This is a genomic window from Streptomyces sp. S465 (genome assembly GCF_026898115.1).
GTDB classification, from domain to species: Bacteria; Actinomycetota; Actinomycetes; order Streptomycetales; family Streptomycetaceae; genus Streptomyces; species Streptomyces luomodiensis.
Genome location: NZ_CP114036.1, coordinates 2,195,945 through 2,210,305, shown reverse-complemented (window position 1 = coordinate 2,210,305; position 14,361 = coordinate 2,195,945). Strand labels below are relative to the sequence as shown.

The following is a 14,361-nucleotide window of genomic DNA, read 5'->3' as shown; positions in this document are numbered from 1 at the left end:
CCCGCGATCTTGGCTGGGACGTATCGCCTCTTTCCAGCCTACGTGCCGGAGCGCAACGCTGTGGGCACTCAACGTAATTGGCCGACCGGAAAGACAGGTCAACGTGTTCCCACACAGCGAACCCGCCCCTCCACGGATGACGATGCGCGTCTACCGCGTCTCGCCGGACGGCGCGGTCGTCACGCAGGAAGTCGCCAAGGTGGTCGTCGTGGTCAAGGACAAGCTCGCACCCCTGCGGTCGAGCCAGTTCCCGCCCTGCCGCTGCCCGCGCCACCGCGACCGGGCGGACCTGTGAAGCAGCTGCGGCATGCCCACGGGCCCACGCTTGCCGAGGTTGCGGCTCGTGCCGAAGCCGAGGCCGGTGCCCGCCTGAGCGCATCGGACGTCCTGGCGGCGATCGACGACGCAAGGGGCGGGCCGTCGACGGCGGCCACGGGTCATCGACCTCGGGGCGCGGGCCATGCGGCGGCCGAGGCCGTGGCCCGAGCCCGCGAGGTCCACGAACGGGAGGGCGACCTCTGACGTTCCGCCCGTCAAAGGCGCCGCCATGGCAAGGAAATACGGATGCCCCGGGGCGGGGCGCATGCCAGGATCCCTCGGATGGATCGTCAATCGTTTGCTCGCCCTGCCCGCGCCGCCCACCCCATAGTCGGCCCGCTCAGTGACGCCTCCGTGGCGAAACTCCTCGACCGTGCCCTGGCCCGGGGCGATGAGCGTGTTCTGGACCTCGGCTGCGGGGAGGGGGAGTGGCTGTTGCGGGCCCTCGCCGGGCGTCCGGGGGTGACGGCCGAGGGAGTCGACGTCGTGGACGCCGGCTTCGCGCGGGCCCGCGAGGCGGCGGCGCGTATGGGAGCCGGCGACCGGCTCGTCCTCCACCGGCAGGACGCCTCGGCCTACACCGCGTCCGCCCCCTTCGACGTCGTCCTAAGTGTCGGCGCCACCCACGCCTTCGGCGGTCTGCTGCCCACTCTCGCGGCGGCCCGTGCGCATCTGGCCCCCGGCGGGCGCGTCATCGTGGGCGAGGGCTTTTGGGAGCGGCCCCCCGATACGGCCACCCTTGACGTCCTGGAAGTCGCCCCGGACGACTACGACGACCTGGCCACCACCGTTGACCGCGTCGTCGCCGACGGCTGGGTGCCGGTCCACGGCCATGTGAGCACGCCGGAGGAGTGGAACGACTTCGAGTGGGCCTGGAGCGGAGCCACCGCCCAGTGGGCGCTGGACCACCCCGAGGACCCGGTGAGCGCCGATGTGCTGGAGGCCGCCGCCGAGCACCGCACCGGCTGGCTCAACGGCTATCGCGGCACGCTGGGCTTCGTCACCCTCGTGCTGCGGCCCGTCCCACGGTAAGAAGCCGCCCCACGGTGAGAAAGGGAGGCGTTGTCGGTGGCGGATGCGACCATCGCGCTATGCGTGACGACAGCTCGACCACCGCCTACTGGGACGCCGCCGCCGGGGACTTCGACGACGAGCCGGATCACGGACTGCGTGACCCGGCCGTCCGGGAGGCGTGGGCCGCCCGGCTGCGTGGGTGGCTGCCCGAGCGGCCCGGCGATGTGCTCGACCTCGGGTGCGGCACCGGAAGCCTCGCCCTGCTCGCGGCCGAGGCGGGGCACCGGGTGACGGGGGTCGACCGCTCGTCCCGGATGGCCGGGCTGGCCCGGGAGAAGCTCGCGGGGACGGGCGCCACCGTGCTCGTCGGGGACGCGGCGGAGCCGCCCGTGCCGGAGCGGAGCTTCGATGTGGTGCTGGTCCGGCATCTGCTGTGGCTGCTGCCCGATCAGCGGGCGGTGCTGGGCCGTTGGGCGCGGCTGTTGCGGCCGGGCGGGCGGCTGGTGCTGATCGAGGGCCGCTGGGGTGAGTCCGACTCGGTGGGCCTGTCCGTCGCCGAGCGGTCCGATCCTGTGGGCCTGTCCGTCGCTGAGCGGTCCGGCCCCGTCGGTCTGTCCGCCGCCGAGCTGTCCGGGCTGGTCGGGCCGTTGGCCGAGCGGCTGTCGGTCGAGCAGCTCGGGCCGGACGCGGCGCTGTGGGGGCGGGTGGTGCACGACGAGCGGTATGTCCTGGTGGCCGACCTCGCGCCCGCCCGGCGCCACACCGAGATCGTCGACGTCCATCTGATCCTGCGCCGCGGCGGCGAGGTCCTCCTCGCCCGCCGCGCCAACACGGGCTACGCGGACGGGCTGCTGCACGCCCCGTCCGGCCATGTCGAGGACGGGGAGGACGTCCGTGCCGCACTCCTCCGCGAGACGGCGGAGGAGATCGGCCTCACCCTCACCCCGGACGAGGTGCGGGTCGTCCTCGTGATGCAGCACAAGGCGCCGACGGGGGCGCCCCGTACGGGGTGGTTCTTCGAGGCGGAGCTGGGAGATCCGGGGGAGGGCGGGCGGGAGCCGGTCAACCGGGAGCCGGAGAAGTGCTCGGAGCTGGGCTGGTTCCCGCTGGACGCGCTGCCGGACGACATGGTGGCGTACTGCCGCGCGGGCCTGGAGGCCTACCGGGCGGGCCACCGCTTCACCGTCCACTGGCACGAGCCCGGCGACGCCATCGCGTACGACCCGGAGGGCCCCGACCGCCTGACGCCGCTGGGCTAGTGCCGTGACCGCGCGACAGCGCGTTTATCGGACGGTCAGCTTGCCGCCGACGCGGCGTCCGCGCCGATGACGACCTGGGGGCCGCCGCTGGGGATACCGCCGCCGGCCGCGTTCCAGGTGGCCACGGAGACCGCGTAGCGGTGGCCGGGCGTCAGGCCGTCCACGTGGATGGACGTGTCCCGGGTGCCGACGCTGCCGGGGAACGCGCCGGGGGTGTCGAGATCGTAGGTGAGGACCTCGTAGCGGTCGATGGTGTCGGTGTACGGGCCGGTCGGGGGGTTCCAGGTCACGTCGACGCCGGTGGCGGTGGGACGGGTGGCGATGTCGGCGGGGCCGGGGGCTGTCTTCGGGTGGGCGGTCGCGCTGACGACCTCCGACCACTCCGACTTCAGCGTTTCGCCGCTGTCGGTGCGGACCTGGTACTCGTAGGTCTGGCCCTCGGTCGTCCAGGTGGTGTCGTAGCGGTTGGCGGTGACGTGGTGTGCGCCGCCCCAGTCGGCGGAGCCGACGAGCCGGGCGCGGACGTCGTAGCCGAAGGCGCCGTAGACCGGGTCCCAGGTGACGACGATGCCGCTGTCCGCCGAGGTGGCCTTGACGTCGGCCGGTGTCGAGGTGGGGCGGGGCGCGACGGTGCCGGGGACGTCCGGGACGTCGGTGCCGAGGTGGTATTCGGTGTGCAGGGTGGTCTCGAAGGCGTGGGCTATCTGGTACTCGCCGAGGGCGTTGGGGTGCAGGCCGTCATAGCCGGCGGGGCAACTCTCGGGCGCGCAGTCGTAGTCGCCCTGCCAGTCGACCAGCTTCACGGGGGACGTGGCGGTGTGCCAGGCCGGGATCGCCTCGGCGAGCAGCCGGTTGTAGGTGTCGGTGTTGGCGATCAGGTCGTCCCGGCCCTCGATCTTCGCCCGCTGCGGCACGTTGGCCAGGGCGAACTTGACGTCGGACTTGGCGGCGCGGGCCTCGTCGACCAGCGTCTTCACGCTCTCCAGGGTGCCCTGGGCGTCGCTGACGAACCAGCCCATGTCGTTGAAGCCCAGGCCCACCAGCAGCAGATCCGGCTGGTACTTCGCCACCTGCTCCTTGATCAGCGCCTTGTCCTGGGCGGCCTGCCGGCCCCACACCGCGAAGTGGTCGCTGTCGAACGCCTCCGCGTCCTTGGCGTAGCCGCCGTCGGTCCTGGGCGGGGCCGGGGCGGGCTCCGGCTCGCCCTGGAGCCGGGGCGGCTGGGGAGCGGCCGGTGCGTCGGGTGACGTCGTACCGGTGTAGGGGCCGACGAAGTCCACGGCCACGTGCTGCTCGTGGAACCACTGCCACAGGCGGTAGCGCCAGGTGTAGTCGCCCTCGTGGCCCTGGGTCATCGAGTCGCCGACGACCATCACCTTGAGCGTGTCGGCGGAGGCGCTGTCGTTCGCCCAGGCCGTGCCGTTCGGGAGGAGGGGTACCGCCGCCGTGAGGGCGACGGCCAGGAGGGTGCCGAGCAGAGTGCGTCTGGGCGGGTGGACGGATGGGGTCATGGCAGACATCGATGTCCCTTGGTCAGTGGGGGGTTGACAGGAAAAGGGCGGCTGACGGCGTTACGCCGCCAGCTCCCGGACGTAGCGCCACTCCATGTGCGCCGGTTCGTAGCCGAACCACTTGTTGATCGCCAGCATCGGCTCGTTGTCGCCGTCGTTGCCGGTGAACGCCTCCCGGCAGCCCGCCGACCGGGCGCGGTGCAGGGAGTCGTTCTTGGCGAGCTTGGCCAGGCCGCGGCCGCGGAAGGCGCGGAGGGTGCCGGTCATGCCGGACCAGTAGCGGCCCCGGCCGTCGGTGTGGGCGACGCTGTAGGACGCCACGGCGCCGTCCACCACGGCCACCGAGGTCAGCTCGCGGTCGAGCGCCGGGTGTTCCCAGGTGGCGGCCAGCCACTCGGCGTACGGGGGCCGGGTCGTCGCCACATCTCCCGGCTCGTCCCGTGTGCACTCGACGTCCGCCTCGTACAGCGGGCGCGGATCGTCCGCGAAGTCCGCCGCCGTGCGCAGCTCCACGCCGTCCGGCAGGCCGTCCGCGTCCAGCGGCGGCAGCGCGGCCGCCGTCAGGTCCAGCCGCTGGACGCGGGAGGCGCGGCCACGGCGGTAGCCACGGCGTTCGGCGAACGTCACCGCGTGCGGCTCGTCCAGCGTCCAGGCGAAGACCTTCGCGGTGCCCAGTCCGGCCAGGTACTCCTCGGCGGCGGTCACCAGCGCCGAGCCGGCGCCCCGGCCGCGCGCCCGCGTGCTCACCGTCGTATTGGCGAAGGCCAGGCCGGGCTCGTCGCTGTCGTGGAAGACGCCCACCTCGGACGCGCCCACCACCTCCCCGTCGGCCTCGGCGACCAGCAGCCGGTAGTGCCGTGCCACGGGCGCGCTCTCCACCGCCCAGACCACCGTCCGCGGGGTGGTCACCAGATAGGGGAAGGCGGAGCGACGCGCTGCCGCGACGGACTCCGCGTCGGCGGCACGGAAATCGCGCACAGTCAGGGTCATGGTTTCGCAGGCTACGGCCTGTCAGCTCCGCCCGCCTCCCAATTCGCCCTGCTCGTGGGCTAGATCACCGACGGTATGGGGACCGGATCACCCGCGGCGCATACGCCGGGCCCCCGGCGGCTCATACGCCGGACCACCCGCGGCGCGTGCGTCGGATCACCGCTGGCGCCTGCGCAAGCTCACCGCTGGCTCATGCGCCGGATCACCGGCGGTGCGCGGGCCCTCGGCGTGGCAGACAATGGGGGCCACACACCACCACACCGTACGCACGCCCCAGGAGCCCCACGTGGCCTTGCAGATCACCGTCGACCCGGACGCGGCGGCCGCCCCCTTCGAGCAGATCCGCGCGCAGATCGCCGAGCGGGCCCGCTCCGGCGCGCTCCCCGTGGGTTACAAACTCCCCACCGTACGCGGCTTCGCCGAGGAGCTGGGGCTGGCGGCCAACACCGTCGCCAAGGCGTACCGGGCGCTGGAGGCGGACGGTGTGATCGAGACCCGCGGCCGCCACGGCTCCTTCATCGCGGCGGCGGGCGACGCGGCCCGGCGCCAGGCCGCCGAGGCCGCCCGGACGTACGCCCAGCGGGCGCGGCGCCTGGGCCTGGACCGCGCGGCCGCGCTCGCCGCCGTCGAGGACGCCGTGCGGGCCGCCTACGGTGACCAGGACGGCGCCTGAGCCTGTCATCCTGGAGCCATGACCAGCCGTAAAGCCCTTGTCCGACGCCCCAGTCCCCGCCTCGCCGACGGGCTCGTCACCCATATCGACCGCACACCGGTCGACGCGGCGCTGGCGCTGCGGCAGTGGGAGGTCTACGTCGTGGCGCTGCGTGCGCACGGCTGGGAGACGGTGGAGCTGCCGCCGCTGGACGACTGCCCGGACGGGGTGTTCGTCGAGGACACCATGGTCGTCCACCGGAACGTCGCGGTGATCGCCCGCCCCGGCGCCGACTCCCGCCGGCCCGAGACCGTGACGGCGGAGGAGGCCGTGACCGGACTCGGCTGCTCGCTGAACCGCATCCGCGAGCCGGGGACGCTGGACGGCGGGGACGTGCTGAAGATCGGCGACACCCTCTACGTGGGACGCGGCGGGCGCACCAACGGCGACGGCGTACGCCAGCTGCGCGCCGCGCTGGAGCCGCTGGGCGCGCGGGTGGTGGCCGTACCGGTCAGCAAGGTGCTGCACCTCAAGTCGGCGGTCACCGCGCTGCCGGACGGCACCGTCATCGGCTATCCGCCGCTGGTCGACGACCCGGAGGCGTTTCCGCGCTTCCTCCCCGTGCCCGAGGAGTCCGGCGCCCATGTGGTGCTGCTCGGCGGCGGCAAGCTGCTGATGGCGCGGAGCGCGCCGCGCACCGCCGAGCTGTTCGCCGACCTCGGCTATGAGCCGGTGCCGGTGGACATCAGCGAGTTCGAGAAGATGGAGGGCTGTGTGACCTGCCTGTCCGTACGGCTGCGGGAGCTGTACGGCTGAGACGGGCCCGCCGGCGAGCCCGTCTCATCGCCCGCGCGTCTCACCGGCCCGCCTGTCTCACCGGCCCGCGCGTCTCACAGGTACAGCCCCGCGTCCGCGTCCCCCGACTGTGACGGCACCGAGGCGGGCCGGGTGCCGCGGCGCAGCGCGTACAGCTCCGCGAGCGTCGCCCCGTCCCGTCCGACGACGCCCTCCCGGTCGTCGGTCTCCGTGCCCAGCCAGTTGACCGCCTCCGCCCGCGTCAGCTTGCCCACCTCGATCCGGGCCAGGCACCGGCCGGGGCGGACGACCGCCGGATGCAGCCGCTCCAGGTCCTCGTTGGTGGTCACCCCGACCAGCACATTGCGCCCCTGGCCGAGCAGACCGTCCGTCAGGTTCAGCAGCCGGGACAGCGCCTGCCCGGCGGTGTGCTTGGCCTCGCCGCGGATCAGCTCGTCGCAGTCCTCCAGGAGCAGCAGCCGCCAGCGCCCCTTGGCGGTGCCGTCGTCCTCGCCGATCGCGATGTCCATCAGATAGCCGACGTCCGTGAACAGCCGCTCCGGGTCCAGGACGCAGTCCACCTGGCACCAGTCCCGCCAGGACCGGGCCAGGGTGCGCAGCGCCGAGGTCTTGCCGGTGCCGGGCGGGCCGTGCAGCAGCAGGAGCCGGCCGGCGATGTCGTCGGGGGTGACCTTCATCAGCCCGTCCATGGCCTCGGCGACCGGCGCCGTGTAGTTGCCGCGGATCTCCTCCCAGGTCCCGGCCGAGATCTGCCGCGTGGTGCGGTGCGGTCCGCGCCGCGGCGAGACGTACCAGAAGCCCATCGAGACGTTCTCCGGCTGCGGCTCGGGTTCGTCCTCCGCGCCGTCGACCGCCTGCCGCAGCACCTTCTCGGCCAGCGCGTCCTCGACGGCGGTCACGGTCACATCCGCGCCCCGGTTCCACCGGGAGATCAGCAGGGTCCAGCCGTCGCCCTCGGCGAGTGTCGCGCTGCGGTCGTCGTCGCGGGCCGCCCGCAGCACGGTCGCGGACGGCGGCAGCAGCGTGGCACCCGACTTCACCCGGTCGACGGAGTGGCTGCGGGCGTACGGCTGCTCACCGGTCGCGAAGCGCCCCAGGAAGAGCGCGTCGACGACATCCGACGGCGAATCGCTGTCATCGACGTTCAGCCGGATCGGGAGGGACTTTTCGGCGGGTGTCGTAGGCAGGGTCTGCCTCCTGAGAACGGGGGGGCCGGTGCGTCGGTCAGCGCACCCGCCCCCATGATCCAGGACCGGGGGCGAGGGCGCACCAGGGTTTGCGGCCGTTTACCGAGCTGTTCCACGGACCCCACCGGAATGGGGGCGTTCACGCATCCCGCGGAGTGACTCGTCCGGATACTGGCCGCCCTGTGGCGGTATCGGCCGCGTATCGAAAGATTTTTGCCAACTACTCGCATAGATAGGCCGCTTGAGCGGGATGACATAGCCATGTCACTCCGCTGAAACGCTCCCGTGCGGCGTGACTGACGGTTTCGAACGAACGCGATGACACCTTTTCGGGTCATCGCGCCTCATATCGGCACAGCAGTGATCCTGCTAGGGAGATCGAATGAAACTGTCCAGACTCACGGCGACGGTGGCTTCGTTCGTCGTCGGTGCCGTCCTCGCCCTCACCGGGGCCGGCGCCGCCCATGCCCACGAGAACAGCGCGGGCCCCGCCTATGTGGCGCTGGGTGACTCCTACTCATCCGGCGTCGGCGCGGGCAGCTACGACAGCGCCAGCGGCAGCTGTAAGCGCAGCACCAAGGCGTACCCCGCGCTCTGGGCCGCCGCGCACGCCCCCTCCAGCTTCGCCTTCACGGCCTGCTCCGGCGCCAAGACCGGCGATGTGCTGAACAATCAGCTCGGTCCGCTGAACTCCGGCACCGGTCTCGTCTCCATCTCCATCGGCGGCAATGACGCCGGCTTCGCCGACATCATGACCACCTGTGTGCTCCAGTCCGAGTCCACCTGCGTCAACGCGGTCAACAGCGCCAAGACGTTCGTCCAGAACACCCTGCCCGCCAAGCTGGACCAGGTCTACGACGCCATCCGCGCCAAGGCCCCGTCCGCCCATGTCGTCGTCCTCGGCTACCCGCGCTTCTACAAGCTGAGCGGCTCCTGCGTACTGGGTCTCAGCGAGACCGAGCGCGCCGCGATCAACAGCGGCGCCGACGTGCTCAACTCCGTCACCGCCAAGCGCGCCGCCGACCACGGCTTCAGCTTCGGCGACGTCACCACGACCTTCACCGGGCATGAGATCTGCTCCGGCAGCGCTTGGCTGAACAGCGTCACCATCCCCATCGACGAGTCCTACCACCCCACCGCCGCCGGTCAGTCCGGTGGCTACCTCCCGGTCTTCAGTTCGGCCGCCTGATCGCGCCACGCCACCACCGCACGGAGGAGGCCCCGGCCGCCGGGGTCTCCTCGCAGGCGTGTTCGAGCCTGGTGAAGGGGTGCGATGGGTAGACAGATGGACGGATGGAGCGGTGGGCCGAGAATGTGTTTGCGCGCGAAAGGTATTGTCAACACCCTTGACGTGGTGGTGAATCCGGAACCTGGGATGCGTGGGTGACGGCTCGGGGAGGTAGGGTTACTCTGCCCGGGGCGGGTGCCCTCGTACGGGTGGGGAGTGTCATGGAGCAGATAACGGTACGGAGCAGGCCACGAGTGCCTGCGATCAAATGCGGAAGCGGTGCGTCCAGCGCGCGCCTCGACCGCCATCTCGCGGTGCTGGGCGGCCCTGCCGTCCCCCAGCGGGAGGCGGAGAGCGCCGCGGTGCTGATGCAGGAGCTGATCGCGCACGATCACACGCGCGCGAAGAACAGCCGGGGTGCGCGGGTGTCGCTGTTCGCGCCACTGCGCCGGCTGCGTCGTTCGCTGTTCGGCAACCACGGCTGACCCGGCCGGCCCGTAGGCGTCTTCGTTCGTCATCCCGGGCAGGCACGGGGTCATCCGGTTCGCTCCAGCCGGTGAGTTCCGTGCTGTGATCCACCCCATACCGCTGTCGCTGTGGGATGCCGACGAGAGGTCCGTTCGGCCGTACCCCGCGTGGGTGCGGCCGAACTCTTCGTGGAGGCGGCCGTACCCCTCGTGGAAGCGGGGCGGGTCCGTTCACAGAAGGGCGAACTGACCCTCCGGGCCCTCTTCGTGATGGTCCAGTACGGACGCGGGGCGCCGCGCAGTGCCGGGCACCGGCAGCACCCCCGCCTCCCGTAGCTCCGCCGCCTCGATCAGGGGGCCGTCCGCCAGCCGGTCGGCGGCGGCCCGCAGCTCCGGGCGCAGCCCGGCGAGCAGCGCCAGCACGGTGATCAGCTCCAGCAGCTCCGAGGTCCACGCGGGCGGCCAGTCCGCCGGGCCGACCGCCTCCAGCGTGCCCGGCTCCTGCCGGGCGGTGCGCCGCTCGAACCACGTCTCCAGTACGCGCACCCCGCCCGCCCGGAACTCCCACGCGACCCGTGGCACCGGCGAGATCCGGCCCTCACCCAGCAGCAGGGCCTCCTCGTCCGGGTCGTAGTCCAGGGAGTCCGGCAGCCCGCTCGCCGGAAGCGCGGCACGGACGTAGGGGCGTCGGCCACCCGGCATGCGCGGGCGTTCACCACTGTGCGCCCCGCGCGTGTGGAGCCACAGCACACGGCGGCCCAGCGCCACGCCCGACTCCCACATCCCGGGGTCGGCGGTCAGCGGCACGGCGCACGGGGCGCCGCGCGCCACGGCGGCGGTCCACGCCAGGAAGTCCTCGGCGCTCACCGCGCGGCCGAGCCGGGTGGTGAGGTATGCGAGCAGCCCGGGAGCGAGATTGGGCTCCTGCCCGCCGGGGCGGCGGTAGAGCGGACGGATACGGCCGGGGCGGCCCGCGGGGGAGTGGCCGTCCGGCAGCAGCGCCGAGAAGCTGAGCACCGGGTCCGGGTCCGGCCCGGCGGCCTCGACCACATGGATCTGCCGGTCGTCGGCCACCCGCCACAGCTCGGGGCGGGCGGCGTCGATCAGCCGGTGATCCGGTATCAGCCACTGCTGGTCGAACGGCCCGTGCGCGATCCGCACCGGTTGCGGGCACGGTCCGTCCGCCCGCGCCAGCCGGGCGGTGGAGGTGGTCTGGCCGGGCAGCTGCGGTACGGAGCTGTGCAGCGTACGGGCGCGGGTCGGCCGGAACAGCGCGGCCCGCGCGGCCTCGTCCTCGGCCCCCGTCAGCCGCTCCCAGCGCGCTCTGAGTGAGACCGCGTCCGGCCCCATGACCCAGGCCCGCCCGAGCCGCAGCGGCCCCACGGCCCACGGCATCAGGTCCCCCAGCAGCGGCGCCTCACGTTCTCCCACGCCCGGCATGGTATCGATGCGGCCCCCACCCCCAAGGCCATGTGCCCGCCGTCACCATGCCGGTCACCGGTCGGACCGGCGGCACCCGCACATCGGTGTCCGCGTCCCGCCGCGACGGCGACGGCGACGGCGGGGCGTGTGGCGGCGTGGCCCGGCGGGGCCGAGGGGTGCCGGTCGGCCTCGACGGTGATCGCCTGTCCCGCCTGTCCGGCTGCCACTGTCGGACGTGCGCCGCCCGCGCGGTGCGAGGGAGGCGGGCGGGGTGGGCGCCCGGTCGGACCGGCGGCACCCGCACATCGGTGTCCGCGTCCCGCCCCCCCGCGACGGCGACGGCGACGGCGGGGGGTGTGGCGGCGTGGCCGCTGCGCGGGGGCGGGTCAGTCGGCCTCGACGGTTACCGAGAACGAGAACCGGTCGCCCCGGTAGTGGATGCGGGCCACGTCCACCACGCGGCCGCTCTCGTCGTAGGTCACCCCCGTGTAGTACAGGATCGGGCTGAGCAGCGGGACCTGGAGCAGGCGGGAGGTCTCGGGGTCGGCCAGCCGGGCCTCCACCGTGTCCGTGATCCGGCTGATCCGTACCCCCACCACGTCCCGCAGCACCTTCGTCATCGGCCAGCGCGCCAGGTCCGCGAGGTCGATGCGGTCGGCCAGCTCGGGGCGGACCAGGTTCTCCGCCCAGTTGGTGGGTTCGCCGCCGCTGCCGTCCCGGCGCAGCCGGCGGTAGACGGTCGCCTCGTCCAGGCCGGGGAAGTACTCCGCGAGTTCCGCCGGAACCGGCGCCGGGCCGTGTTCCAGCACCGTCGTCCGCTCGCCCGACTGCTGGGCCACGATCGCGTCCACCGATCCCAGCAGCCGTACCGGCGCGCCGCGCCGCGCGCTCGGTTCGATGAAGGTGCCGCGACGGCGGTGGCGGCTGATCAGCCCCTCGGCCTCCAGTTCCTTGAGCGCCTGCCGCATGGTGAGCACGCTGACGCCGTAGTGCTCGGCGAGCTGGTCCTCGGTCGGCAGCCGCAGCGGGTCGTGCGGGCGCCGGCCGAGTATGGAGGCCCGCAGCGACTGCGAGACCTGGTACCACAGCGGCAACTTGCGGTTGAGGGTGAGGGAGTCGGGGGCGAAGGCGGTCACGCGGTCTCCGGTCATGAGTCAGGAGTCACGAGCCACGCGTCACGGCAGCGGCCGTGCCGGAGCGGCCGTACGGGGCGGTCGTACGGCAACCGCCGCGCGGGGCGGTCGTACGGCAGCGGCCGCGCCGCGCGGTCGTACGGCAACGGCCGCACGGCGTCGTTCACGTGGCGTTTCAGGGGCGGAAATGACGCTCCAGACCCTGCCATACGTCGTCATAGCGCCCCTGGAGGTGGTCCGCCTCCAGCGCCTGCCGGGTGGCCGCGACCGGCCAGCGGGTCTCGAACATGAAGGCCAGCCCGTCGTCCACCTTGTGCGGCGCCAGCTCGGCCGCGCTCGCCCGCAGAAAGGTCTCGTGGTCGGGGCCGTGCGCGGACATCATGTTGTGCAGCGAGCCCCCGCCCGGTACGAAGCCCCCGGCGCCCCCGGTCTTCGCGTCGTACGCGCCTTCGATCAGGCCCATGTACTCGCTCATCACATTGCGGTGGAAGTACGGCGGCCGGAAGGTGTCCTCGCCGACCAGCCAGCGCGGGGCGAAGACCACGAAGTCCACGCCCGCGAGCCCGGGGGTGTCGGAGGGCGAGGTGAGCACCGTGAAGATGGACGGGTCCGGGTGGTCGTAGCTGATGGTGCCCAGCACATTGAAACGGCGCAGGTCGTACACGTACGGCACATGGTTGCCGTGCCAGGCGACCACATCCAGCGGCGAGTGGTCGTACGTCGCGGCCCACAGATTGCCGCAGAACTTGTTGATCACCTCCACCGGGCGCTCCACGTCCTCGTACGCCGCGACCGGGGCCAGGAAGTCCCGGGCGTTCGCCAGCCCGTTGGCGCCGATCGGGCCGAGGTCGGGGAGGGTGAAGGGGCGGCCGTAGTTCTCGCACACATAGCCGCGCACGGAAGGGGCGAGCGGCTCCACCCGGAACCGCACGCCGCGCGGGATCAGCGCCACATGCCCCGGCTCGGCGCGCAGCAGACCGAACTCGGTGCGCAGCAGCAGCCCGCCCCGTTCGGGAACGATCAGCAGCTCGCCGTCCGCGTCGCTGAACACCCGGTCGGTCATCGGCGCGTTGGCCGCGTAGAGGTGGATGGCCATGCCGGCGCGCTGGGTGGCGTCCCCGTTGCCGCCCAGCGTCCACAGCCCGGTGAGGAAGTCGGTGCCCTCCGGCGGCTCCGGCAGCGGATCCCAGCGCAGCCGGTTGGGGTCGGGCGCGGTCTCGGTGAAGGGCGCGCCGCGCAGCGCGCCATTGTCGATCCGGGTGAACGGCGGATGCGCGGCGGAGGGCCGGATGCGGTACAGCCAGGAGCGCCGGTTGGCGGCGCGCGGCTCGGTGAAGGCGGTGCCGCTCAGCTGCTCCGCGTAGAGCCCGAGCGGTGCGCGCTGGGGGGAGTTGCGGCCGATGGGCAGTGCGCCGGGCACGGCCTCGCTGCTGTGCTCATTGCCGAATCCGGAGGCGTAGACCAGCCCTTGGGCCGTCTTACGCGCCTGCTCGATCCCCGTGCCGTCGCCCATCGCGCGCTCCCGCCGCTCCGCCACACCGCTCGATTCCTCTGTCAGACGATAGGAATCGAAACCCGGGTGCGTCAATGATCGGGCAGGATGGTGGCGTGCCCATACCGCCCCTCCGCCGCCCTCCGGTCCAGCGTCGCAGCGCCGAGCGCCTCGGCCGGATCCTGGACGCCTGCGCCGAACTGCTCGACGAGATCAGCTACGAAGAGCTGAGCACCCGCGCCGTCGCCGAGCGCGCCAATGTGCCCATCGGCTCGGTCTACCGCTTCTTCTCCAACAAGCGGGCGATGGCCGAGGCCCTGGCCCACCGCAATCTGGACGAGTACGCCACGCGGATCACCCGGCGGCTGGCCGCCTCGGACTCCGGGCCGGCCGGGCGCGGCGGCTGGCGTGAGGCGATGGACGTGGTCGTCGACGAGTATCTGGCGATGAAGCGCGGGGCGCCCGGCTTCGCGCTCATCGAGTTCGGCCATCCGGTCCCGGCGACCGCGCGGCCGGACCAGCCCAACCATCTGGTCGCCGACCGGCTGCGGATGCTGCTCGCCGACCGGCTGGGGGACGGCGGGGACGGCACGGTCGAGGTGGCCGAGGAGCGGCTGCGGGTGGCGTTCCTGCTCGCGGTCGAGGCGGCGGACGCGCTGCTGCAACTGGCGTTCCGGATGGACCCGGAGGGCGATCCGGCGATCGTGGCGGAGACGAAGGAGTTGCTGCGCGCCTATCTGGCCCGAGTGCTGGACTGAGCTGGGTGCTGGGCCGGCCCGGGTGCTGGGCCGATCCGGGGCAGGCGGCGGAGGGGCCGGGCGGCGGGGCCGTGCCGGGCGGGAGTTCCCGTCGATGCCTCCCCGGCATGCCAA

14 protein-coding genes are annotated in these 14,361 nt (G+C 72.9%); 8 read left to right on the top strand and 6 right to left on the bottom strand.

Annotation, left to right across the window (positions count from 1 at the left end; genetic code table 11):
• Positions 1–136: 136 nt before the first annotated feature.
• The 3 genes from N6H00_RS09450 to N6H00_RS09440 all read left to right on the top strand — a co-directional run bounded on the left by N6H00_RS09450 (position 137) and on the right by N6H00_RS09440 (position 2,591).
• Positions 137–295: a hypothetical protein gene (locus N6H00_RS09450; RefSeq protein ID WP_268971146.1), complete on the top strand. Its 159-nt coding sequence runs from the start codon at positions 137–139 to the stop codon at positions 293–295.
• A 305-nt stretch (positions 296–600) separates the two neighbouring features.
• Positions 601–1,350, top strand: a complete 750-nt coding sequence (locus N6H00_RS09445; RefSeq protein WP_268971144.1) for an SAM-dependent methyltransferase — start codon at positions 601–603, stop codon at positions 1,348–1,350.
• A 59-nt stretch (positions 1,351–1,409) separates the two neighbouring features.
• A complete protein-coding gene (locus tag N6H00_RS09440; RefSeq protein WP_268971143.1) occupies positions 1,410–2,591 on the top strand; it encodes a methyltransferase domain-containing protein in 1,182 nt (393 codons plus the stop codon).
• Positions 2,592–2,626: 35 nt separating this feature from the next.
• On the opposite strand, the gene N6H00_RS09435 is transcribed toward N6H00_RS09440, so the two are convergent.
• Both N6H00_RS09435 and N6H00_RS09430 read right to left on the bottom strand, forming a co-directional pair.
• Entirely contained in the window at positions 2,627–4,111 is a 1,485-nt protein-coding gene (locus N6H00_RS09435; RefSeq protein ID WP_268971142.1) for a fibronectin type III domain-containing protein, read from the bottom strand.
• 51 nt (positions 4,112–4,162) lie between these two features.
• The gene (locus N6H00_RS09430) at positions 4,163–5,092 is read right to left on the bottom strand and encodes a GNAT family N-acetyltransferase (protein WP_268971140.1); all 930 of its coding nucleotides are present in this window, start codon (positions 5,090–5,092) and stop codon (positions 4,163–4,165) included.
• 286 nt (positions 5,093–5,378) lie between these two features.
• Between N6H00_RS09430 and N6H00_RS09425 the strand changes: the two genes are divergently transcribed.
• Both N6H00_RS09425 and ddaH read left to right on the top strand, forming a co-directional pair.
• Positions 5,379–5,765: a GntR family transcriptional regulator gene (locus tag N6H00_RS09425; protein WP_268971139.1), complete on the top strand. Its 387-nt coding sequence runs from the start codon at positions 5,379–5,381 to the stop codon at positions 5,763–5,765.
• A gap of 18 nt (positions 5,766–5,783) precedes the next feature.
• Positions 5,784–6,560, top strand: a complete 777-nt coding sequence (gene ddaH, locus N6H00_RS09420; protein WP_268971138.1) for a dimethylargininase — start codon at positions 5,784–5,786, stop codon at positions 6,558–6,560.
• A 74-nt stretch (positions 6,561–6,634) separates the two neighbouring features.
• Here ddaH and N6H00_RS09415 read toward each other — a convergent pair whose 3' ends face one another.
• A complete protein-coding gene (locus N6H00_RS09415; RefSeq protein WP_268976888.1) occupies positions 6,635–7,747 on the bottom strand; it encodes a DUF5925 domain-containing protein in 1,113 nt (370 codons plus the stop codon).
• A 382-nt stretch (positions 7,748–8,129) separates the two neighbouring features.
• Here N6H00_RS09415 and N6H00_RS09410 point away from each other — a divergent pair, with 382 nt between their 5' ends.
• Both N6H00_RS09410 and N6H00_RS09405 read left to right on the top strand, forming a co-directional pair.
• Entirely contained in the window at positions 8,130–8,936 is an 807-nt protein-coding gene (locus tag N6H00_RS09410; RefSeq protein ID WP_268971136.1) for an SGNH/GDSL hydrolase family protein, read from the top strand.
• A gap of 260 nt (positions 8,937–9,196) precedes the next feature.
• Positions 9,197–9,460 carry a hypothetical protein gene (locus tag N6H00_RS09405; RefSeq protein WP_268971135.1) on the top strand — a complete coding sequence of 88 codons (264 nt, stop codon included), beginning with the start codon at positions 9,197–9,199 and terminating at the stop codon, positions 9,458–9,460.
• A gap of 213 nt (positions 9,461–9,673) precedes the next feature.
• Here the strand turns inward: N6H00_RS09405 and N6H00_RS09400 are convergent, their stop codons facing one another.
• The 3 genes from N6H00_RS09400 to hmgA form a co-directional block, all read right to left on the bottom strand.
• Positions 9,674–10,882 (bottom strand): type ISP restriction/modification enzyme, encoded by a 1,209-nt coding sequence (locus tag N6H00_RS09400; RefSeq protein WP_268971134.1) that lies wholly within the window; start codon positions 10,880–10,882, stop codon positions 9,674–9,676.
• 368 nt (positions 10,883–11,250) lie between these two features.
• Positions 11,251–12,015 carry a GntR family transcriptional regulator gene (locus N6H00_RS09395; RefSeq protein WP_268971133.1) on the bottom strand — a complete coding sequence of 255 codons (765 nt, stop codon included), beginning with the start codon at positions 12,013–12,015 and terminating at the stop codon, positions 11,251–11,253.
• A 157-nt stretch (positions 12,016–12,172) separates the two neighbouring features.
• Positions 12,173–13,510 carry a homogentisate 1,2-dioxygenase gene (gene hmgA, locus N6H00_RS09390; protein ID WP_268976887.1) on the bottom strand — a complete coding sequence of 446 codons (1,338 nt, stop codon included), beginning with the start codon at positions 13,508–13,510 and terminating at the stop codon, positions 12,173–12,175.
• A gap of 74 nt (positions 13,511–13,584) precedes the next feature.
• Here hmgA and N6H00_RS09385 point away from each other — a divergent pair, with 74 nt between their 5' ends.
• Complete coding sequence (locus N6H00_RS09385) at positions 13,585–14,247, top strand: TetR/AcrR family transcriptional regulator (RefSeq protein WP_268971132.1); 663 nt, start codon at positions 13,585–13,587, stop codon at positions 14,245–14,247.
• The last annotated feature ends 114 nt before the right edge of the window (positions 14,248–14,361 follow it).